At 64.7% G+C, this 20,151-nt stretch carries 21 protein-coding genes; 12 read left to right on the top strand and 9 right to left on the bottom strand.

The window, feature by feature from the left end; genetic code table 11:
* Positions 1 to 125 precede the first annotated feature (125 nt).
* From AKJ09_RS17090 to AKJ09_RS17070, 4 genes are all read left to right on the top strand, one after another.
* Complete coding sequence (locus tag AKJ09_RS17090; RefSeq protein WP_146648276.1) at positions 126 to 470, top strand: class I SAM-dependent methyltransferase; 345 nt, start codon at positions 126 to 128, stop codon at positions 468 to 470.
* Between the two features lie 288 nt (positions 471 to 758).
* Positions 759 to 3,950 (top strand): type I restriction enzyme HsdR N-terminal domain-containing protein, encoded by a 3,192-nt coding sequence (locus AKJ09_RS17085; protein WP_146648275.1) that lies wholly within the window; start codon positions 759 to 761, stop codon positions 3,948 to 3,950.
* 158 nt (positions 3,951 to 4,108) lie between these two features.
* Positions 4,109 to 4,321, top strand: coding sequence for a hypothetical protein (locus tag AKJ09_RS54865; protein WP_240488499.1), 213 nt, complete (start codon positions 4,109 to 4,111; stop codon positions 4,319 to 4,321).
* A 1,284-nt stretch (positions 4,322 to 5,605) separates the two neighbouring features.
* Positions 5,606 to 6,343 carry a hypothetical protein gene (locus AKJ09_RS17070; RefSeq protein WP_169927600.1) on the top strand — a complete coding sequence of 246 codons (738 nt, stop codon included), beginning with the start codon at positions 5,606 to 5,608 and terminating at the stop codon, positions 6,341 to 6,343.
* A 135-nt stretch (positions 6,344 to 6,478) separates the two neighbouring features.
* On the opposite strand, the gene AKJ09_RS17065 is transcribed toward AKJ09_RS17070, so the two are convergent.
* Positions 6,479 to 7,333, bottom strand: coding sequence for a class I SAM-dependent methyltransferase (locus AKJ09_RS17065; RefSeq protein WP_146648271.1), 855 nt, complete (start codon positions 7,331 to 7,333; stop codon positions 6,479 to 6,481).
* Between the two features lie 273 nt (positions 7,334 to 7,606).
* Positions 7,607 to 7,732: a hypothetical protein gene (locus AKJ09_RS55570; protein ID WP_275936627.1), complete on the bottom strand. Its 126-nt coding sequence runs from the start codon at positions 7,730 to 7,732 to the stop codon at positions 7,607 to 7,609.
* 158 nt (positions 7,733 to 7,890) lie between these two features.
* On the opposite strand from AKJ09_RS55570, the gene queD reads away from it, so the two are divergent.
* The 6 genes from queD (at position 7,891) to AKJ09_RS17040 (ending at position 10,539) form a co-directional block, all read left to right on the top strand.
* Complete coding sequence (gene queD, locus AKJ09_RS17060) at positions 7,891 to 8,253, top strand: 6-carboxytetrahydropterin synthase QueD (RefSeq protein WP_146648270.1); 363 nt, start codon at positions 7,891 to 7,893, stop codon at positions 8,251 to 8,253.
* A gap of 12 nt (positions 8,254 to 8,265) precedes the next feature.
* On the top strand, positions 8,266 to 8,583 hold the full coding sequence (locus tag AKJ09_RS17055) for a (2Fe-2S)-binding protein (protein WP_146648269.1): 318 nt from the start codon (positions 8,266 to 8,268) through the stop codon (positions 8,581 to 8,583).
* A 54-nt stretch (positions 8,584 to 8,637) separates the two neighbouring features.
* Positions 8,638 to 9,084 (top strand): hypothetical protein, encoded by a 447-nt coding sequence (locus AKJ09_RS17050; protein ID WP_146648268.1) that lies wholly within the window; start codon positions 8,638 to 8,640, stop codon positions 9,082 to 9,084.
* A 184-nt stretch (positions 9,085 to 9,268) separates the two neighbouring features.
* The gene (locus AKJ09_RS53015) at positions 9,269 to 9,433 is read left to right on the top strand and encodes a hypothetical protein (protein WP_169927599.1); all 165 of its coding nucleotides are present in this window, start codon (positions 9,269 to 9,271) and stop codon (positions 9,431 to 9,433) included.
* The gene (locus tag AKJ09_RS53010) at positions 9,430 to 9,702 is read left to right on the top strand and encodes a hypothetical protein (RefSeq protein WP_169927598.1); all 273 of its coding nucleotides are present in this window, start codon (positions 9,430 to 9,432) and stop codon (positions 9,700 to 9,702) included. The genes AKJ09_RS53015 and AKJ09_RS53010 overlap by 4 nt, the downstream gene beginning before the upstream one ends.
* A gap of 36 nt (positions 9,703 to 9,738) precedes the next feature.
* Positions 9,739 to 10,539, top strand: coding sequence for an SDR family oxidoreductase (locus AKJ09_RS17040; RefSeq protein WP_146648266.1), 801 nt, complete (start codon positions 9,739 to 9,741; stop codon positions 10,537 to 10,539).
* On the opposite strand, the gene AKJ09_RS17035 is transcribed toward AKJ09_RS17040, so the two are convergent.
* Complete coding sequence (locus AKJ09_RS17035) at positions 10,431 to 11,507, bottom strand: COX15/CtaA family protein (RefSeq protein ID WP_146648265.1); 1,077 nt, start codon at positions 11,505 to 11,507, stop codon at positions 10,431 to 10,433. The two genes, AKJ09_RS17040 and AKJ09_RS17035, sit on opposite strands and share 109 nt — an antisense overlap.
* A gap of 113 nt (positions 11,508 to 11,620) precedes the next feature.
* Between AKJ09_RS17035 and AKJ09_RS17030 the strand changes: the two genes are divergently transcribed.
* Positions 11,621 to 13,129, top strand: coding sequence for a serine/threonine protein kinase (locus AKJ09_RS17030; protein ID WP_146648264.1), 1,509 nt, complete (start codon positions 11,621 to 11,623; stop codon positions 13,127 to 13,129).
* A gap of 27 nt (positions 13,130 to 13,156) precedes the next feature.
* Here the strand turns inward: AKJ09_RS17030 and AKJ09_RS17025 are convergent, their stop codons facing one another.
* The 3 genes from AKJ09_RS17025 to AKJ09_RS17015 all read right to left on the bottom strand — a co-directional run bounded on the left by AKJ09_RS17025 (position 13,157) and on the right by AKJ09_RS17015 (position 16,541).
* On the bottom strand, positions 13,157 to 14,443 hold the full coding sequence (locus AKJ09_RS17025; RefSeq protein ID WP_146648263.1) for a threonine/serine exporter family protein: 1,287 nt from the start codon (positions 14,441 to 14,443) through the stop codon (positions 13,157 to 13,159).
* A 7-nt stretch (positions 14,444 to 14,450) separates the two neighbouring features.
* The gene (locus AKJ09_RS17020) at positions 14,451 to 14,843 is read right to left on the bottom strand and encodes a PilZ domain-containing protein (protein ID WP_146648262.1); all 393 of its coding nucleotides are present in this window, start codon (positions 14,841 to 14,843) and stop codon (positions 14,451 to 14,453) included.
* 99 nt (positions 14,844 to 14,942) lie between these two features.
* Positions 14,943 to 16,541 carry a hybrid sensor histidine kinase/response regulator gene (locus AKJ09_RS17015; RefSeq protein ID WP_146648261.1) on the bottom strand — a complete coding sequence of 533 codons (1,599 nt, stop codon included), beginning with the start codon at positions 16,539 to 16,541 and terminating at the stop codon, positions 14,943 to 14,945.
* A gap of 168 nt (positions 16,542 to 16,709) precedes the next feature.
* Between AKJ09_RS17015 and AKJ09_RS17010 the strand changes: the two genes are divergently transcribed.
* Positions 16,710 to 17,324, top strand: a complete 615-nt coding sequence (locus AKJ09_RS17010; protein ID WP_146648260.1) for an HdeD family acid-resistance protein — start codon at positions 16,710 to 16,712, stop codon at positions 17,322 to 17,324.
* On the opposite strand, the gene AKJ09_RS17005 is transcribed toward AKJ09_RS17010, so the two are convergent.
* The 3 genes from AKJ09_RS17005 to AKJ09_RS16995 all read right to left on the bottom strand — a co-directional run bounded on the left by AKJ09_RS17005 (position 17,321) and on the right by AKJ09_RS16995 (position 20,149).
* On the bottom strand, positions 17,321 to 17,818 hold the full coding sequence (locus AKJ09_RS17005) for a hypothetical protein (protein WP_146648259.1): 498 nt from the start codon (positions 17,816 to 17,818) through the stop codon (positions 17,321 to 17,323). The two genes, AKJ09_RS17010 and AKJ09_RS17005, sit on opposite strands and share 4 nt — an antisense overlap.
* Positions 17,819 to 17,955: 137 nt before the next feature.
* A complete protein-coding gene (locus AKJ09_RS17000; RefSeq protein WP_146648258.1) occupies positions 17,956 to 18,291 on the bottom strand; it encodes a PilZ domain-containing protein in 336 nt (111 codons plus the stop codon).
* Between the two features lie 97 nt (positions 18,292 to 18,388).
* Positions 18,389 to 20,149, bottom strand: a complete 1,761-nt coding sequence (locus AKJ09_RS16995; protein ID WP_146648257.1) for a L,D-transpeptidase — start codon at positions 20,147 to 20,149, stop codon at positions 18,389 to 18,391.
* Positions 20,150 to 20,151 lie beyond the last annotated feature (2 nt).

Below are 20,151 nucleotides of genomic sequence, written 5' to 3'. Positions count from 1 at the left end.
ACTGCTCCGCCGCTACATCGCGGCGGTTGGCAGGATGTCGAGCAGCCGCTACACGCTTGGCATTCTGAAGCGGTCCTCGGCGACGTCGCGGGGAAGGCGGTCCTCGACGTTGGCTCGGGAACGGGTTGAACTCACTCGCGCTCGCCGCACGCGGTGCTCGCGTGACACTCCTCGACGTCGCCAAACCCGCGCTCGAGATCGCACGCGCCTACTACGAACAGAGCGGCATCGAGGTCGCGTTCATCGAAGGTTCGATCTTCGCGCTCCCTTTCGATGACGGAACGTTCGACGTCGTCTGGAACACGGGCGTCATCGAGCACTTCGAACCCGAAGAGCGGCGCCGCGCCGTCACCGAGATGCTTCGAGTCATGAAGCCCGGTGGAACGATGATCACCATCAATCCCAACGCCAGCGCCCGCGTTTACCGGTTCTCGAAGGAATGGGGGGGAAGGAAACGCAAACGGGTTTGACTGGGCAAAAACGCTCTCGCCGAGTCGACGCAATTCCGTTTTCTGCGAAATTTTAGCATAGACGGAACGCAATCCGCTTTGGTTCTCCACCTTTCTTCGGATTAGACATGTCGACGGGGTGGCACGTCGGGCGCGACTACGAGTGCTCCCGCTCTTGGAAGACCGGCTCACACCGCGTCGCAGCCTTTTCGTGCGTTCGACGCTGCGGCGCACGTCGTGAACCTCGTCAGCGCACAAAGATGATACGTTTTTTGACGAGTACCGCATTGCGCCAAATGAGCAAACAGCATGAATGAGGAAACATTCAAAAATGCAATCGTAGTTCCTTTCCTGCGGAGCGTCGGCTTCGACGAGAGTGAACTTGTGTTTGAGTCGACTTTCACGATCCAACTGGGACGCAGTAGGCACACCGTGACGGGCAAGGCACACGGCAGGCTCGACATTCTTTGCAAACGAGACGGAAACAACCTACTGATCGCAGAACTAAAAGCGCCGTCGGAGAGAGTGGACACCAACGCCGCACGTCAAGCAATCTCGTACGCTCGCCTGCTTGAACCGATGGCTCCATTCGTCCTAATATCCAATGGCCACAAAAGCCATCTGTTCAACACTTTAACATCGGAACAGATCGAGCAAGTCGACCGACAAGGAAGCTATCGCCCCGACATCGATACGGACCTTCGACTTCGATACGAAGCTCTCCTGTCATTCGTCGGATACTCTTTGGACAATCTAATAGCATTTAGCACCATTCAACGTCAGCGCGCCATGCGCCCATTTGAGGCGGCGTCCGGAGACGCTATCCGCTCGCAGCTGACAAAGAAATTTATTCCGGCCCTCTCTGTCGAACGTACTGAGGCCCTGGAACGAGTGCATCACTTTGTTCGCGAGGCTAGACAACCTATCTTAGCCTGCATCGGTCCTTCCGGCTGCGGCAAGACGGTACTAGCCTGTCAACTGCCGGCGGCATTGCCGGCGCCAACTCTTTTTTATTCCGGCACGTTGCTCGGAGAATCCTTACTCAGCGAGATTGCATTCGACTTCAACCTGACATTCTCTGCACAAGAGAGCGACATATCCATCCTTCGAAAAGTTACCGCACTAACCCGTGCACACCAAAAGCATTTCATCATCATCATTGACGCCATAGACGAATGGCGAGCAAACAACAAAAGTACCCAGCTCGATCGACTCTCCGCCGTCGCCGCACAACTAGGCCTCAAGGTAATTCTGACGTGCAAGGACGAGCACTGGCCACAATTTCTGACTGAACGCGGCATCAGCAGACCTCTCGCCGAACACCTTGATGTGCCGATATTACAACTAGGAACATTCACTCAGGCGGAACGTTCTGACGCAATCTCTCGAGCGACAGCTTTCCTGAATCTAAAGCCGGAAAACGGCCGCGTTACAGATAACGAAGCGTTGCGGCATCCGTTCACACTGCGCGTCGTAACCGAGATCGCGGCTAACGACGGCGTGCCCCTTGGTAGCGTGCACTCGTCGTCGAGACTGGTGCTGCAGCGATTCCTCGAACTCTCCCTCGCAAAGACGTCCCCTCCCTCGCTCGGTCAGCGGGTTCTCGTCGCCCTTGCACACCGCCTGCTCTCTCAATCTTCCTTTCATTGCACAATCGATGTATTGCGCCAAGACCTCGGCCTCACCTTGCTTGATGACCTACCAAATGAGATATTTCTCTCGGGTCTTCTCCTCAGGCACGCCGACAACTCGGGCATCGAATACGTCACGTTCTACCATTCGCACATTCGAGACTACGTCATCGCCATCATGATCGGCCGACTGAGTACAAGTGAGTCATCGGCGCGCAAAAGATGGATTTCAATTCACTCTGGATCGAGTCCTGGCATCGACGCAGTGCTCTACTTTGCCGCGACGGGAACGCAGGATGAGCAGCGCGACACGCTCGAGGCCTTCGCCGAAGGCGAGGCAACGCGAGATGGCGAAGCAATCGCACGACTGCTTTCGTGGGGTGTGGGAATCTTCTCGCGAGACATCTTAGAGGGCGTGGCAGATCGCCTACTCAGCCGCCTCTTCGCGGCGTTCGAGCGTGCCGCACACGACGACGGCGGAGTGCGGGCTCATCGCATTGTAGATGCGATATGTCGGTTAGTAAGTATAGACGGCGCTGAACGGACTCTTGTTGCAATGGTTGAGCTTATCGCTCGATCTGCAAATAGCGTCGGACTCGGGATGCACCAAGTCGCTGATGCTCTTGTGGCGTTCGACTCGCCAGAATGTACCGCGAGACTCGTCACGATCTTGCGTGACCCGAAAGTTGATGGCTACGTACGTCGCTATGTCGCTACAGCGGTGGAGCGACGAACGTTTGAGGGGCGCACCGAGCTCTTCCTGGGGCTCGTTATGGACGCTGATCCTAACGTACTCAGCTGGATCAGAAGCTGGTATCCGGCACTCGAAACCTCATCTCTTCGGGATCGCCTGCTTGAGATTCATGATACGGCCAAGACATCGTATGTCGCGAAGGAAGTTTGCAAACTTCTCGCACTCTCAAGACTCCAGGACACTGGCCATGCCCTCTTCGTGCGACTCGATTTATCTAAGAACCAGGGCTGGCTCTGTCGCGCAATTGCTGAACTCGACTATCGTCCAGCGACGCAAAGGCTCATCAGCCTACTTCGCAACGACCCATTTTCGAACCTCGGCGGCGATGTGATGATCGCGATGAGCGAAATGCCATCGGTCGAGTTCGTCTCCCCACTCATCGATCTCGTTACGACAGGCGCGAAACGACTTCTCGACGCGCGGAGTAATTACTGGCTCGCGCAAGCACTCGCAAATTCGGCAACGAAGGAGCATCTGCACGATCTTGCCAAGTACCTGCACACTGCGGAGGACGACGACCTGTCATATTGCCTCGGCCTGACGATGCTATTCGCAAACGATGAGCACCTCCTCGATACAGTGCTCGAAGCGCTCGTTGATGACAAGTTTGGAAAACACGGCGACGCGCTGCTGGCATGGCTGCCGGTCGTCGGTCAGCGGTCGCTTTCGGAACGCCAGCTCCAATTGTTAGAACGGCGCTTGCGTATGCGGAAGAGCGTGATGGCACTGATCGTTGTCGGAACACGAATGAATGATGGAATTTGGCTCGCAAAGCTTGTTCGAGAGGTACTTCCAAGTGCAACTGACGACGTAAAGGGTGAGATCGGCTGGAATCAAGATGTCCGACCAAAACTCCGCGCCGAACTCGATGACTGGGCAGCATCGCGATTGCTAGACGCTTCGAGCAGCGATGCGAGCGTGCGCCGACTTCTGGAACTCATCCCCTGGATCGGCGGCCGTCGCTCCCTGGAAGCACTCCGAATAGCGGATGTCCATCTCGCTCGCGCGACGTCCCACGAATGGGTGGCCAGAACGGAACACGCCTTGTATCGAGCGCTGGCAGATGACGAGCGGCAGTCCCTCGTTCATTCAGACTCACGAAACAGGATCGCGTAGAGCCGGGATCATGACCTTCCCCCTGCTGACGGACCCCCGAATAGCGCGATAGTGTTCGATGACGAAGTCAGTGAAAGAACGTAAACGACGGCGGTCGCGGCGCTCCTTCACCCCGCAGGAGAAGGCGGGTGCCGTCCGCATGGTGAGGGCCGGCAAGAGTGTGTCGCAGGTCGCGCGCGAGCTCGACCACCGCCACGTCGCTCCAGGCATGGGTGAAGCAGGCCGATGCGGACGCCGGCGTGCGAGCCGATATCCTCACGACGGAGGAGCGCGAGGAGCTCGCGCGCTTGCGTCGTGAGAACAAGCGTCTGCTGACGGAGCGCGACATTTTGAAAGCGGTGGCCACGTTCTTCGCGAAGGAGAACGCGTGAAGTACGCGTTCATCAAGGCGAACAGCGTGGCCTTCCCCGTGACTGCAATTGTGCAAGGTTCCCGGCGTCTCGAGGAGTGGAGAAATAGGAAGAGAAAAAAGGGCTCCGGGACAAGGAAAGCCGAGCGGACTGAATGCGTACGCCCCGCCCCATGCGAGATTCCGGCACCAAGGGAACGCGTGCTCTGTGAGCTCGTTCAAACGGCGCATCACCCCACGGCGCGTGCGTCGGACGGGCGGCGGGCGGCGGGCTACGTGGCGTCGCCGTCGAGCGTCGTCGGATCGCGCGCGCGGTGCAGGCGCGGGGGCTCCGTCGAGAGACCGACGCGGGGTAAGGAGCTGTGCCACCGACGTCGGCGCCGTGATGGTCTCGAGAACTCGGACGCGGCCTTGCAGTTCGGGCACGTCTCGACATCGACATCGACGTCGAACGTCCGCCGTAAGAGCTGCGACCACCGCAAGCGTGGCGACGCGGCGTAGAGCAGACCGCCAAGGACGCGCAACTAGTGCCGCACAGTGAATGATTGGGCGTGACGAGCGCCACCGACGACGAGCCGGACGACGACGCGGTCAGAAGCACCGGCGCGACTGACGTCGGAGCCGCCTCGGCGACGGAAGGGACGGGTGAACGCGCACTCTCCTTTGAATCGCCAGTGCGCTCGACGACAGCGATTCGCTTCGCTTCGTGATGCGATGACGACGACGACCGTGTTCGAAGACTGCGTGCGCTCGGTTCTTTTCGTAGAGCGGCACAGTGATTCGGTTTCGCGGGGCGCGAGGGTCGACACGGACGCCGCGCAGAGCTGCCGCCATGCCAAGCACGGGAGCGAGACGATTCAACGAGTTGCACGCAAGCTGCCCAGCTGCCCCGGCCAAGCCAGATCTGCGGCTGGCCTGCGCCGCCCCGCCTCCCGCACGCGAACTCCGCCCTCCGAGAAGTGATTCAGGGCCTCGTCGACGTCGGTCCCATGCTTCGGAGAACGAGCTGGGGCAACCGGCGAGTCGATCCCCTGCTCCCACGAGTCGATCCCCTGCTCCCGCGAGTCGATCCCCTGCTCCCGCGAGTTGATCCCCTGCTCGGAAGATCCTTTCTGCCGCAGCGCGCGCGGCCCCGCCTCGGGGGAACTTCGCGTCTGGCTTACGCTTCTTTCGAACCGACGAAAATCGACAGAGGGCCGCATCGACAGACCCGATCTGGAGACCTAGGGTGCGTCGCGCCGTCTCGCTCAGGGGTGTCGAGCGTACGGTTGCCTACAATTCAACAAGGGGGACTTCGATGGCGAGAATGCCTTTGGGAGATAAAGCGGCGCGCGTGCTCAAACTGATGATGGGCATGCGGAGCCCGCGGATCGCTTCGGCGATGGCCGCGTATGGATTCAAAGATTCGGACCTGCAAGAAGGATGGGCGCTGCTCCACGCCGTCGGGCGCGTGAAGCTCGACGCGAACGGCACGCCGGCGACGGACACGAGCACGCTCACCGAGCTGGATGCATGGGAAAACCGATGGTTTCCGATCGCGTCCGCCACGCTCGAGCGACGCTTCCCCGCCGTGCACGCGCAGATCTTCAAGAATCTCTCGCAAACGGAGGGGCCTGCGGTTGCCGTGAGCGTACGTACGTTCCTCGAACGCTTCGACCAGATGGCGCAAGGCATTGGCTCGTACGGCGCGGAGGGCAAGCAAGCCAAAGACGTGCTCGTCTCGCGCGGCCTCACCGACACCATCCTGAACGACGCCCGCGCATTGCTCGAGAACGTCGGAAAGATCGCCGTGAGCAAAGAGCCCGCGGCGCCGCAAGATCCGAAAGCGATCGAGAAGGCCGAGAACGAGCTCTGGGCCTGGTATCTCGAATGGAGTCAGATCGCCCGTATTGCCGTCACGCAGCGAGCGCTGCTCAAGCAACTCGGCTTCGTGTCGAACCGAGCAAAGAGCCACGCCGTCGATGACGGCGAAGAGACGGACGACGAGGTGCCTGTTGCAGGCGGTCTCGCGAAGCCGGCGATACCCGTCGCGCCCAACGTCTGACGAGCCAGGCAATCGGGTAGGGACAGCCGAGATTCACCCCAGCTGTCCCTCCCACACCACGGACTTGCGGGCCCGCATCCGGCGGTTCAGCGCACCAACTCGTCCGCAAGCTCGCAGCCGGAACGTTCACGGAGATCATCCTCTGAGCGCGTCGCGACTCCCGGGCAGCGGCGGGCCCTTGCGAGCCACCAGGTAGGCGTTCCACACGCACTCATTCTCGGCCTGGGACACACGCCGATACCTGCCCGATCCGTAGCGACCGCTCGCGTCCGTGCCTTCCCAGTACGCGTCGACGGAGGCAAACCCGGCGTCGAGGAGTATGTCGCGGAGCTCGGGGAGCGAATAGTGCCGCCAGTCGTACGTGAAGGAACGGCGGAGCGCGGTTCCGTCGGGGAACTCGAACGAGATGTGACAGACGAAGTTGGCGTTCACCGCGTCGTAGCGTTCTTGCTCCCAGATGTACGTCCATCCGCCCGCCACGCGGCGCCTCTCGACGCGAGCGCAGGTAGCCTCGCTCCCACCGATCGCGTCCAGCACGAAGAGCCCGTCGCTCGTGAGCGACCGATGGGCCGCGCGGAAGTACCGCAGGAGCAGCTCGCGCTCGTGGAACACCTGGTAGCTGTAGTTGTAGGCGCCGATGACCTCGACCTTCCGTCGCGTCGGCACGAGGACGTCCTGTTCGAGCAGCGTGACGCGCGCGGCCGCGACGCCGACCGCGGACAGGTTGTGAGTGCGCCCCCACTCGAGCGTCGGCCGATGCGTGTCGAGCCCGATCGCGGTGCGCTCCGGGTGGCTCTTCGCCCACTGCGCGCAGAGGAGGGCTGTCCCGCAGAAGTCCTCGCGGAGGTGGAGCGGGCGCCGGCCGGTGTGGGCCTTGAAGACCTTGTCGAGGAGCCGGATCTCCTGCTCGGGCAACTGGACGCTGCGCTGGTAGAGATCGTGGCGGTCCGCGTTGCGCGCAGTAAGACGGGGTGTCGACGAGCGAGGCATGCCCGACCTCCTCTACACGGCGCCGCGCTCCCGACGCTACCCGTCGCGCCCAACGTCTGACGAGCCAAGCAATCGGGTAGGGACAGCCGAGATTCGCCTCAGCTCTCCCCTCCCACACCACGGACGTGTGGGCCCGCATCCAGCGGTTCAGCGCACCAACAAGACAGCGCCCATGCTGGGCGCACAACGACGAAAGGCAGGCACCCCGTGAGGGGCCCTGCCTGCCTATTCCATCGAGGCTACGTGTGGACGCTCTCTCGAGCGCCCGCCTACTCACGCACGGTGGGCTTGGTAGACGCGCGCGCGACGACCGCGGTCCTTCGCCTTCAACTTGGCGCGGAAACGCTTGGTCTTGGTGCGGTTGTTCTTGCGCGGCTTCTTCGAAAGGATGAGGTACATGGTCGGTTTCCTCGAGGGCAGGCCGATTTAGCCGAAGCAAGCTGCTCGGGCAAGTCTGGCGGCGAATCCAGCGTTCTCCGCGCGAATGGCTCGCGCTCGGCGCCAAATTTCGGCGGCAAAACCGCTGTCATCGCGCGTGTGGTAGGCTTCGCGGCGCCGTGAACGTTCGCCTCGTCAAAGAATTCCGTTTCGAAGCCGCCCACCGCCTTCCCCTCGTGCCTGAGGGCCACAAGTGCCGGAGGCTCCACGGCCACTCGTTCAAGATCGAGCTCACCGTCGCGGGCCCCGTGGACCCCAAGACGGGCTGGTTCATCGACTACGACATCATCCACGACATCTGGCAGCCGATCTGGAACAAGCTCGATCACAACTACTTGAACGAGATCCCCGGGCTCGAAAACCCGACGAGCGAGATCCTCGCCAAGTGGATCTGGGATCAGATGAAGCCCACGCTCCCCTCGCTCACGCAGGTCACCGTCTTCGAGACATGTGACGCGCGCTGCGAATACACGGGCGATTGAGAGGGCACGTCCATGGCCAAGGTTCTGGTCTGCCGCTGCGAAGACGTCACGCTCCACGAGCTCGAGGAGGCCGTCGAACGCGGCCACACCGACATCGAGTCGCTCAAGCGCTACACGGGATTCGGCACGGGTTGGTGCCAGGGCAAGAGCTGCGTTGCACTCTGCGCGAAGCTCCTGACCGAGCGCGGTGGTGATGCATCGCATCCCTTCACGCCTCGTCCGCCCTTCCACCCGCTCCGTCTGGCCGATCTAGCGGGACTCGCGGAGATCGCCGAAGACGAGGAAAAAGCCGCTCCCGGCGTGCCGCCCCCGAGCACGCACACGCTCTAGGCACGCCGACGATAGACTATTCGGCATTCCCATCCGTCCAACGGGGAGGTGGCGATGGATCCGAACGGCGTCGCATGCACGAACTGCGGCAAGAACATGACGACGGACGACCTCCGTCGCGTGAACTGCTTGCACTGCGGGCAGGTCCTCGCCCACCACGCGCGGGCTGCACAGCAGGTCGCGCTGATGAACCAGATGTTCGCCAGCCCGAACCTGCAGCCGATGATGCAGAACGCCCATGCGCGGATGCACGAGCTGCAAGGCCAGGCTCCGCCGCCGGCGGGTGGCTTCGGCGTGCAACCCACGCCACACGATTGGGTGCACCCGAGTTGGGGCTACGCGCAGGGACCGATGCATGAAGCCTCGTTGCAAGCGACCCAGCAGGCAGCCGTCGCGGCACGCCAAGCGCGGAACGCCACGGTGCTCGTGTTGACGTTCGTGTTCGCCGCCCTCGCGTTTTGTATCGCGGGCGTCGTCGTGGCGCTCATCGTCTTCGCCTGACTTGTCGCGCGACTGACACGTCGTCCGCGCCCGGGCGCCACCTCGACCTCCGACACTCGTCGCGATGTCGGCGAGCGCGTATCCCGCCTGCCCTTCGCGCGAATCGGCGTTCGCAGAAACGTCGCAGAGCGCCGAAATCGTGGCCTCTCAAAAATTGGTTCAACCATTGCACCAATTACCGAGAATGGTCGCTTCACCCCGCCTGGGTTGGCTTCGCTTTCTCCGCGCCACGCTGGCTGGCGGCGCCGCCACGCTCGCCGACCTGCTCGTGCTCGCCGTGCTGGTGTCGGGCTTCGGCCTGAGCGCGCGCATCGCCAACGTGCCTGCACTGCTCGCGGGGGCACCGTGAATTTTCTCGGCAACCGCCACTTCGCATTCCGTGCAACCGAGGGGTCGGTGATGCGCCAGGCGGTTCTCTATTCGCTCGTCGAGCTCGTCGCGCTCGGCTTGAACGGCGTGCTCTACGACCAGGCCGCGCGAGTGCTCGCGCTGCGTGACGCGCCGTCATGGTCGTTTCTCGCGGTGCGTCTCGTGACGAGCAACGTCGTCTTCGTGTTCTGGAGCTACCCCCTCTGGCGCGGCGTCTTCCGCACGCCGGTGCCGCGAACCGCGGGCTGAAAACGCGCCTCGCCCGCGCGTGATAGAAACGCGGGCATGGAAAACGTCTTCGCCCCGAACCTCCTCGCCGGAAAAGCTGCGCTCGTCACGGGCGGCGGCAGTGGCATCGGCGCGGGCATCGCGATGCTCTTCGCACACCACGGTGCCAAGGTGGCCCTCGTCGGTCGCACGCTGGAGAAGCTCGAGAACGTCGCCAAGACGATCCGCGACGCTGGTGGCGAAGCCTCCACGCACGCGTGCGACGTGCGCGACTACCCCGCGCTCGAGAAGGCGATCAACGACGCCGCGACGCAGGCCGGGCGACTCGATCTGCTCGTGAACAGCGCCGCCGGGAACTTCCTCGCGCCGGCCGCATCGCTGAGCGCCAATGGCTTCCGCTCCGTCGTCGACATCGATCTGTGCGGCACCTTCAATGCGTGCCGAGCGGCCTTCGCGCACCTCGCCAAGCAAGGCGGCAGCATCGTCAGCATCACCGCGACGCAGGCCGACGTTCCGACGCCCTTGCAGGTGCACGCGGGCGCCGCCAAAGCCGGCATCGCCAAGCTGACGCGCGACCTGGCCCTCGAGTGGGGCCGCATGGGCATCCGCGTGAATGCCGTCGCTCCCGGCCCCGTAGAGGGCACCGAAGGCATGAGCCGTCTCGCGCCGCCCGACGTCGAGTCCGGCCTCAAGAAGCGCGTTCCGCTCGGGCGCTACGGCACGATCGACGAGATCGCGGCCGCGGTGCTCTACCTGGTTTCTCCGGCCGGCGCGTACGTGACCGGGTCGACGTTGCTCATCGACGGCGGCACTTCGCTCATCGGCCCGGGGCCGTTCCTCGACATGATGGGCGGCTGAGCCAGGACGAGCGCGCCGTCGCCGTACGTCGCTTCCCAACCGAGCAGCACGAGTGCGATCCACGTCGCGTCGGCCAGCAAGAGGTGAACGAGCTGCATCCAGATCGGAGCGAGCAAGGTCACGTTGAGCAGGCCGGCGCAGAACTGGATGACGAAGAGCGCCGTCACTGCGTGGCTGAAGCGACGCACGCGAGGCGCGGAGTGGACGACACGCGCGAAGCTCGCCGCACCGAGCACGAGCACGCCCGTGGCGAGTGCGATGAACGGATGGAACAGGCGCAGGCGAAGGAACGCGTGCGCAACGGGTGAGAGATCTTGCGCGAGCCCTTCGGCGAGGCTCCGCGCCGGGAACAAGGTGTCGCCGAGAGCGGCCACGGCGCCGCTCGATCCAAGGACGAGCACCGCGAGCAGCGCGAGCGTGAGAACGACGGTCAGAAGACGCGAGCGCGATGCGCGTTCCGCTGTTGGCGGAGACGTTCGAGCTCGGTGGATCGTCCACGCCGTGATCGAGAGCGCCCCGAGGAGCAGGAACGTATTGCCGAGGTGGAGGATCATCGAGAGCGCGCGCTTCATCGACGCGTCGTGAGCGACCAGCTCGAAGAGCACGAGCCCCGCGCCGATGAGCGCTTCGCCGAACATGAAGACGACGGTCAGCGCGGCGCCGCGACGAACCCGATCCCCCTTGGGAAACACTCGGAAAGCCCACACCGCGAGCACACACACGAAGATCAATGCGAGTCCGCTCGTGGCGCGGTGGCCCGCCTCGATGATCGTGGCGATGCTCTTCGGGCGCGGCACGACTTCGCCGTTGCACAGGGGCCAGTGACGCCCACACCCTGCGCCCGATCCGCTGGCGCGAACGAACGCGCCCCACGCGATCACCACCAGGTTGTACGCGAGCACGAACCACGCGAAGCGAGCGAGACGTCCGCGAGAAGCAGGTACCGCAGGTGCCGCCGGAGTGCCCATGGGGCTAGCCACGTAGACGCGGGTGGGGTCTCTGGCAAGCGATTCCCTACATGTTTTCGCGGGGGACCTCTCGCTATCAGCTCCGGTAGCGCTCTGGTAAGCTCGGTGTCCACGTGGCGGAGCAATCGACCGCGGATTACCGCGGAAGCCTCGGACGCTATGCGCTGTACGGCGAGATCGCCGCGGGCGGCATGGCCACCGTGCATCTTGCTCGCCTCCTTGCCCACGGCTTCGCGCGTACGGTCGCGATCAAGCGACTCCATCCGCACCTCGCCAAAGATCCCGAATTCGTTGGGATGTTCCTCGAGGAGGCGCGGCTCGCAGCGCGCGTGAGGCATCCGAACGTCGTCGCGACACTCGACGTCGTCTCCGACGACAACGAGCTCTTCCTCGTCATGGAGTACGTCGCGGGCGAATCGCTCTCGCGGCTCGTTCGAAAGACGCGCGACGAAGGCAGGCTCGTGCCGGCGCGCTACATCGTCGGCATCGTCTGCGCGGCCCTCGAGGGGCTTCACGCGGCGCACGAAGCGAAGAGCGAGAAGGGACAGCCGCTCGGCATCGTCCACCGCGACGTCTCGCCGCAAAACATCCAGGTGGGCGTCGACGGCATCGCCCGCGTGCTCGACTTCGGCATCGCCAAGGCCACGAACCGCGTCCAGGAGACGCGCACCGACCAGCTCAAAGGCAAGGTGGCCTACATGTCCCCGGAGCAGCTCGCGAAGGGACCGATCGACCGGCGCGCCGACGTCTACTCCGCGAGCGTACTGCTCTGGGAAGCCCTCACCGGCCAGCGCCTCTTCCAGGCAGACGACATTCCCTCGCTCGTCTACGCGATCATTCACCAGCCCGTCCGCCCACCGAGCGCGATCATTCCGACGCTATCCCCCGAGCTCGACGCCATCGTCATGAAGGGCCTCGACCGCGACGCCGACAAGCGATGGTCGAGCGCGCGCGAGATGGCCGAGGCGCTCGAACGCGTCTACCGGCCGGCCCCTCCGCGCGAGATCGGAGCATGGGTCGAGAAGGCCGCGGGCGAACCGCTCGCGTGGCGCATGGATCTGGTTCGCCAGATCGAAGCTCACACGGCGAGCCCGAAGCCTCCGCCGATGCGCATCCATTCGCCGGCGCGCCCGCTCGACATGGAGAGCGGCATCGTCAAGTCGGACAGCGTTCCGGACGGCCGCGACGTGGGCACGGAAATCTCGGGGGAGCGCACACGCTTCGAGGAAGAGAAGCTGCGTGCGCCCGAGCCGTCGATGATCACCGAGACGGAGCACGCCCCGCACTCGCGCGTCAGCCGAAACATGCTGATCGCCACGGGCGCCGTATTGCTCGTGGCGGTGATCCTCTTCGCACTCCGCTGGTATCAAGTGCAGGAGCTTGCGGCCGAGGCTCCGACGGTCGAACCGTCGCCGGCACCGAGTGGCGGCACCGCACCGACGGAGTCGGCCATCGTCATCGGCACGGCAACCGCGAGCGCCCTTCCGAGCGCCGCGCCCGTCACCAAGGTACAGACCGTCTCCGCGCCGCGCGTGACACGCGGGAGCGAGTGCGACGTACCTTTCACCGTCGATGCGCGGGGGGTCCGGCGTCCGAAGCCCCAGTGCGCTCCGAAGAAGTAGAGCGCTAGAGAAGCTTCCTCGCGGGCATCACCACGTTGGCGACGAGAACGCCGACGACGAGCGCCGTGCCGATGATGGCCATGGCGAAGCCTTGCGAAACCCCGCGAGCACGCCGACGTCTTCATCGAGAAGGGCGCCGAGCGCTCGGAATCCGAAGCTGCCCGGGACGAGGAGCATGAGCCCCGGCAACTGGAAGAGCTGTGCCGGGCGATTCGTCACGCGCGCGAGACCGTTGGCCAGCACGCACACGGCGAGCGCCGCACAGAACGCAGCGACATGCGCGGGCAGGTGACGCGTAGCGAGAGCGGTCACGGCATAGCCCGTCGCGCCCGAAGCGAGCGCAGCCCAGAGGAAGCGGCGAGGTACTTGGAAGATGACGGCGAAGGCCATCGACGAGACGACGAGCGCAATCGCTTGGTACGGAAGCGTGAGGCCTGACTGCGGCTCCGCCATCGCTCGAATGACGGACATCTTCTCGCCCACCATCTGCTCGAAGCCGGCGAGAAGCGCGACGCCGAAGAGAATCAGCAGCAGGGTGACCGCCGCCTCCATGAGGCGCGCGCCGCCCGAGACGAGATTCTTCTGCGCGACTTCGGCGAGACCAGTCGTGAAGGTCATGCCGGGAAAGAGCGAGATCGCGCCGGCGACGACGATGATCGGCGGCGAGACGTGGGGGAACGCGTGGATCGCAATCCAGGCGCAGGCGGCGGCGAAGAGGCCTCCGAAGAAGTCGTTGAGCAGGCGCTGCGCGGGCGTACGGCCGAGAACGAAACGACTACCACCGATCACGGCGCCGACGATCGATGCCACGAGCACGTCGATCGACGAGCCTCGAAAGAATACAGCGGCCGCTCCACCCGCAGCAGTCGTGGCGGCCCACACGAGGGGTGGCGACCAGTACGGAGGCTTGGCGACGACGGCGCGAATGCGCGCGCGAGCCTCCTCGATGGTGGCGCGACGATCGGCCACGTCGTTGAAGATCTCGTCCACCAGCGTGAGGCGCTCGAGATCGACGCCCCAGTCGGACACGCGCGTCATCCGATGGACGTCGGGGAGCCCCGAGCCGCCGAACTCCTTGGGTAGAACGCGCACGAAGAGCCCGGTCGGGAGCGCGAACGGCTCGGCGCGGTAGCCCTCGACGTCGGCGACGAGACGCATGACGTCTTCGAGCCGGTAGCTCGGACATCCGTACGAGGCGAGCGTGGCGCCGAGCTCGATGAGGTAGTCGGCGAGCTCCTCGCGCGAACGAGCGCGGGCGCGAGCCGAGGGGGACGCAGACGACTCCCGCGGCTCGGGCGGCTCTGTTGGACTCATGACGGGATCAAGCCGCGTGCACGACGAGCGGACGCGGCGTGCGGAGCGGCTCGGGCGCGCTCAGGCCCCGGAGCTGCTCGAAGAGGAGGCGCTCGTCCTCGAGCGACACGTCGTGGAACTCGATGCCGAACGAAAGTCCGTAGTCACCGGGACGGCGGCCGTGGAGCACGCGCGTGACAGTGCCTTGGGCATCGAACCAGTGGTTCGAACGCGGCGGACGGAACGTCACGATGACTTCTTCGCCGGTCAGGACCCTCTTCTTGGCTCGAACGAGCATGCCCTTCGTCGAGAGATCGAGCGCAAGCTCACCAACGAGGGTGAAATCGTGCTCACGAACGACCTGGCAATCGATGCGAACGAAACGACGAAACGCGCGGCGGACCGGCTCGACGGACAGCATGGGGGCGGCCTCCTGGTGAGCGATCGTAAGTAAGACAATGTGGGACGGCCAAGGATCTGGCGTCTGAACGTCGACCCCCGCCGTCCAGGTCGAGACGCCTCAGCCGCGCAAACTTCGGCGGGGCGGAGGCGGCCGCTCGCCCGCGACCATCCGCGAAGGCAGGCGCACGGTGAACTTCGTGCCACGGCCGAGCTCGCTCTCCACGGCGATGTCCCCGCCCAAGGAGTTCACGATCCGGTGGCCGACAGCGAGCCCGAAACCAGGCCTTCCCTCGCGTGTCCCCTCCGGCAAGAAGGGGTCGAAGAGCCTCGGAAGCTCCTCGCGTGGAATGCCACGTCCGGTGTCACTCACCTCGACGATCACGTACCCACCCTCGAGGCGTGTGCGCAGCTCGAGCCGATTCGTGGTCGGCGTGCCTTCGCTCATCGCGTGGGCCGCGTCGATGATGAGGTTCAAGAACACCTGCCCCAGGCTCGACTCGTCACCGCGTACCGGCGGCACGTCTCCGTAATCGCGCACGGTGGTCGTCCGCTGCCGGAGTTGGACGGCGGCCATGCGGAGAGCCGAGTCGAGAACCTTGTGGACGTCGACGGCGTCGTGCCGGCGCTCCGCCCCGCGCGAGAACGTGCGCAGATCTTTCACGGCGTCGCGCACGCGGCCCGCACCGTCGATGGCGTCGGCGAGGGCCTGTTGCAGATCGACGGCGCGCTCCTTCGAACGCTCGTTGGCTCCGGACGGAAGCTCTTCGACGAGCGCCTTGATCTCCGCCGAGATGAACTCGAGGTTGGCGAGCACGTAGGCGAGCGGATTGTTGATCTCGTGCGCCACGCCCGCTGCGAGCGTTCCGATCGTCGCCATCCGATCCATCTCGACCATCGACGCAGCCAGCTGATTGCGCTTCGTCATGTCGCGGGCGAGATCGACCGTGGCGCGTTCCCCCTCGAAGATGACGGTGTGCCGGAGAACGTCGACCGCCACGAGACTCCCGTCGCGACGTCGCCAGAGCTCCTCGACGGCCGCGGCACGACCTGGGTCGCTCGGCGCGGGCGGATCGTCCGCCTCGGTACGGAGCACGCAACGTGGAGCTTGAAACGACGAGAGCGCCTTGCCGACCACGATCGCCCCATCGTCGTAGCCGAGCACGCGCACGGCCTGCGGGTTCGCGTAGAGAATGTGTCCGGCGCGATGCACGATCACGAGGTCGGCGCAGTTTTCGACGATGACGCGAAAGCCCTCCTCGGCCTGACGACGAGTCTCTTCGACACGACGTCGCTCCGCGCGCGCACGATGTTCGGCGAGCTCACGCACGACGACCGGACCAAGTCGTCGCAAGTTGCGCTTGGTGAGGCAGTCGTGTGCGCCGAGCTTCATGGCGTGCGCGGCCAGCTCTTCGCCGAGCTCGCCGGACACGAGCACGAAGGGCACGTCCTCGCCGCGACGACGCACGGCATCGAGCACGGCTGGGGCGTCCATGTCGGGCAGGGAATAATCACTCACGATGACGTCCCACGTTCGCTCGAGAGCGCGCTCGAGGTTGGCGCGCGTCATCACGCGTTCGGCCTCGACCTCGAAGCCCGCGCGTGACAGCTCCTGCACGACGAGCTCCGCATCGGCTTCGGAATCTTCGACCAGCAGCACGCGAAGCGCCCGTTTGGGCTCCTGTCGCGCCGTCGGGAAGGCGGGGTGTTTGGCGATCATGGTGGCCGAAGCGGGAAGTTAAACACTCGGCCCGCGCAGGGCGCTGGGACCAGGGCGCGGTCATTCGTGCTTCCTGCTCGAGGTGGACGAGCGAATGGAAAGCGAACTCTCGAGCTCCTGGGTCCGCGCGGCCCCGCCTTTGCAATGTGCGATCGCGAAGAGGCCAACATGGAATCCATCATCAGAGCTGGTGAAAGCGGACTCGTGCGCAGCTGGTGGTCGTTCGTCCTGAGAGGACTCGCCGCCATCATCTTCGGCATCCTCGCGTTCGTCGTGCCAGGGCCCACGCTGGGCTTCTTGATCGTGCTGTTCGCCATCTACGCGCTGGTCGAAGGCGTGTTCGGCGTCGCTGGCGCGATAAAGGAGATCCGCTCCGAAGGGCGGTCCCTGCTTCTGCTGGTCAACGGCCTCGTGAGCATCGCCGCCGGCATCATCGCCCTCGCGGCACCACGGCTCACCGCGGTCGCGTTGCTCTACGTGATCGCCTTCTGGGCGTTCGTCACCGGAGCCATCGAGCTCGTCACGGCGATTCGCTTGCGACGCGAGGTCGAGGGCGAGTGGGTCATGGGCCTTGCCGGTCTGCTCTCGATCCTCTTCGGGATCTTGCTCGTCATGGCGCCACGCGTGGGAGCGCTCGTGATGGTCTTCCAGATCGGCTTCTACGCGATCGTCTTCGGCTGCGCGCTCGTCGGCGTCGGCTACCGACTGCGCCACTGGCAAACGCAGCTCGGTTCGCGTCGGCGCCAGACGCCTCCGCTCAGCGGTGGACGCTCCGAGAGCTAGACGATCGTGCGGTAGAGCGCGCCGGTGCCGCGGATGTGGGTTGCGATCTCCGCAGGCCACTCCGCGGCGACCTCGCGCATCCGCGGCACGTCTTTCTTCATGATGCGATAGAGCTCGTCGCTCTTCGCGAGCGCATGGATGGCGTTCGTCGCGAACAGGTTCACGACCTGAATGCCCATGCGAATGACCGGTGAGCCGGCCACGAGATAGGTGTGAGTGAGCTTGGCGCGATTCTTCGTGAACCAGGTCGTCCACGCGCCGCGGTAACCGCTCGCATAGGTCTTCCACTTGCCGCCGTCGCCGTAGAGTCTGGCCGCGCCCGAACGAAGAACGTCGTTCGCGAACGTCATGGTCGACTCGAACCACTCTTCTTCGATATGGCCTTCGAAGTAGAAGTAGACGGCGTCGGGCGCGAGCTTGGCCGTGAAGATACGACCCATCGCCCCCGTCACGAGAATCCCCTCTCGTTCGTTCGGCTGGCGGCCCGTCGTCATGGCTCCATTAACGACGACGTCAGCGACAAATTGAAGTCTCTTCGGCCCGGCGAAGCTCGTCGGACATGACACAGCGTGCGCAGCCGCTCCCACCCGAGCCACATGTCGTTCGGTGCTCGAGCGTCCGACTCGACCGCTCAGGCGCTGAGGAGACAGGCTTCGGGGAGCGTCGCGTCTTCCAGCGCGATGGCGAGCCGCCACCGCCAGATCTCGGCCGAGTCGATCGGGTTCTCTTCGACGCGCATGACGCGACCCGAGACGTTCTCGTTCTGGCTCCCGGCGTAGACCGTCAGCTTCACCTTCTCGCCCGCACGGAAGCGGCTCCGCGTGACGACGAGCAAGCCAGCTTCACTCGCATTGCGAGCAATGCCGGCGCGGCCCGCCTTCTCTTCGGAGCTCAGCTCGACGGCAAAGAACGCGCGCACGCGATTTCCGCCACGTCGTTCACTGGACTTCGAAGAAAGTGAGCTCATGTGGGGAATGATAGTCAGCCCGTCGAGTTCGTCGACTTTTGGGACGCGAATTCCCGATTCGGCCAGCATGCCGAGGGCTTGCGTCCGCGCGGCCGGTTCAGGGCTGGCGTGCGGCCGAGCGTGACTTCTTCGGCGGCGCGTCCTCGTGGACGACCACACGCGAGCCGTCCTTCTCGTCCTTCGCGAAAACGCCGTGCCACGCTTCGGGAAGCGGAGGGTTCGCCCACCCGAACAGGGTACGCGCGTCTTCGGGCGCGAGGTTCACGCAGCCGTGGCTGCGCTGGCGGCCGAACTGGTCGTGCCAGAAGGCGCCATGGAGCGCGTAGCTTCCCTGGAAGTACATGACCCAGGGAACGTCTTCGATCGAGTAGGGCCCGTCGGACGCGACGTCGCCGTCCATCGTGGTCGTCACGTGCTTCTCGCGAATGCGGTACGTGCCGGGCGGCGTGGGGAAGTCTTTCTCTTTGTCGACCGGATTGCGGCGGCCGGTCGAGACCAGCGTCGCGAAGACCGGACGCTGCCCCTCGAGAGCCACGAGCATCTGGCGCGTGATGTCGACGTCGATCCACCTCTCGTTGGGCTCGAGATCCTTCGGCGGCGTCGGCCGCGCGAGCGTCAGATCCATGAGGCGCACGTAGAAGCCGCCGGCGGCGCGGTGGTACGTCATGCCGCCGAGGGTGACCGTCTCGCCGGTGAGCATCACGGCGCTTCGCCTCGAAAGCGCGCCGCCCCAGGCCATCTTCTTGCCGTCGGGGGAGAGCGTGAACTTCTGCGCCGATCCTTGGAGCACGAAGCCCACGCTCCACGCCACATCGCCCGCGCCACCGTCGAGGCCGCTGTCCGTCGCGGCGGCAATCGCCGCGTCGACGGCGCTCGTGCTCGCGTCGGTGGCCAGGACGGAAGCATCGAGATCGGTCAGCGCGCCGGGGAGAAGCGCCGTCTCCTCGAACCAGTTGCCGCTATACGTCGTCCGGCCCGGCTGGACGGCGATGCGATCGAACGGAACCGCAAAGCCGAACGTGGTGCGCCACCAACGTGCGCCCGCGGCTTTGAAGTCGCGATCGAGCGCGAGATAGAAGCCAGGGACCATCTTGCGAACGAGAACGCCGCGGCCCTTGAGCTCCTTGAGCTTCGGCTTCCCACCCGCATCGGCACCCGCGTCTTCGACGGGCGACGAAGACTTCTTCTTTCCGCTGCTCGTGGACGCGGTCGGCGCGGGCTTCTCTTCGGCGGACGTCGTCTCTTCCGCCGACGCGACTTCGTCGCCGCCCGACGACTCTTCCTTCTCGGAGGGCTTCGGCGCCGCGAGAGCCGGCTCGAACTTCTTGCGATCTTCGACGTTGAGCACCCGCCGATAGAGCGGCGTGCCGTCGACGAGGTTCACGCCGTAGCGATAGGGCATCCCCGCATCGCGGTCGGGCTGCTTGGGCGCGAGGCGAACGCGCGGGCTCGTGAGATCGGCGGTGACTGCCTTTCCGCACACGAACCCGCCGCTCACGAGCTCGTACCACCCGTCTTTGCAGTCGTCGTTCGGTGTGGTCTGCGAATACGCCTCGACCTGCGCGCCGTGACGGAGGTAGCCGACGCGCTTCGAGTTCGTCCCGCTCTCGGGCCACGCGCGCGACGTCACGACCGACGTCGAATGATTGACGGCCGCGAGGCGAATCACCTCGCCACGGCTTGCATCGCGCGCTTCGACGGCAAGGGCACCGCCATCTTGCGGGGCCGCCGCTTCGGCAGCGGCAGACGGATCGCGGCTCCCGGCCTCAATCGAGCTCGACTCGACGCTGGCCTTGGCGCACGCGAACAGCGATGCCGTCGTCGTGAGCAGAGCCGTTAGAAAGAAGGCCTTACGCACGT

Source organism: Labilithrix luteola, assembly GCF_001263205.1.
Lineage (GTDB): Bacteria > Myxococcota_A > Polyangia > Polyangiales > Polyangiaceae > Labilithrix > Labilithrix luteola.
This window is presented reverse-complemented; position numbering and strand designations above follow the sequence as displayed.

Coding starts and splice junctions, on each gene's coding strand:
- AKJ09_RS17015 (WP_146648261.1), bottom strand. CDS start 16,541: ATGATCGCCAAACACCCCGCCTTCCCGACGGCGCGACAGGAGCCCAAA.
- AKJ09_RS17050 (WP_146648268.1), top strand. CDS start 8,638: ATGGATCCGAACGGCGTCGCATGCACGAACTGCGGCAAGAACATGACG.
- AKJ09_RS17005 (WP_146648259.1), bottom strand. CDS start 17,818: ATGACGACGGGCCGCCAGCCGAACGAACGAGAGGGGATTCTCGTGACG.
- AKJ09_RS17035 (WP_146648265.1), bottom strand. CDS start 11,507: ATGGGCACTCCGGCGGCACCTGCGGTACCTGCTTCTCGCGGACGTCTC.
- AKJ09_RS17070 (WP_169927600.1), top strand. CDS start 5,606: ATGCCTTTGGGAGATAAAGCGGCGCGCGTGCTCAAACTGATGATGGGC.
- AKJ09_RS17040 (WP_146648266.1), top strand. CDS start 9,739: ATGGAAAACGTCTTCGCCCCGAACCTCCTCGCCGGAAAAGCTGCGCTC.
- AKJ09_RS55570 (WP_275936627.1), bottom strand. CDS start 7,732: ATGTACCTCATCCTTTCGAAGAAGCCGCGCAAGAACAACCGCACCAAG.
- AKJ09_RS17055 (WP_146648269.1), top strand. CDS start 8,266: ATGGCCAAGGTTCTGGTCTGCCGCTGCGAAGACGTCACGCTCCACGAG.
- AKJ09_RS17065 (WP_146648271.1), bottom strand. CDS start 7,333: ATGCCTCGCTCGTCGACACCCCGTCTTACTGCGCGCAACGCGGACCGC.
- AKJ09_RS17025 (WP_146648263.1), bottom strand. CDS start 14,443: ATGAGTCCAACAGAGCCGCCCGAGCCGCGGGAGTCGTCTGCGTCCCCC.
- AKJ09_RS53015 (WP_169927599.1), top strand. CDS start 9,269: ATGGTCGCTTCACCCCGCCTGGGTTGGCTTCGCTTTCTCCGCGCCACG.
- AKJ09_RS17085 (WP_146648275.1), top strand. CDS start 759: ATGAATGAGGAAACATTCAAAAATGCAATCGTAGTTCCTTTCCTGCGG.
- AKJ09_RS17000 (WP_146648258.1), bottom strand. CDS start 18,291: ATGAGCTCACTTTCTTCGAAGTCCAGTGAACGACGTGGCGGAAATCGC.
- AKJ09_RS17010 (WP_146648260.1), top strand. CDS start 16,710: ATGGAATCCATCATCAGAGCTGGTGAAAGCGGACTCGTGCGCAGCTGG.
- AKJ09_RS17020 (WP_146648262.1), bottom strand. CDS start 14,843: ATGCTGTCCGTCGAGCCGGTCCGCCGCGCGTTTCGTCGTTTCGTTCGC.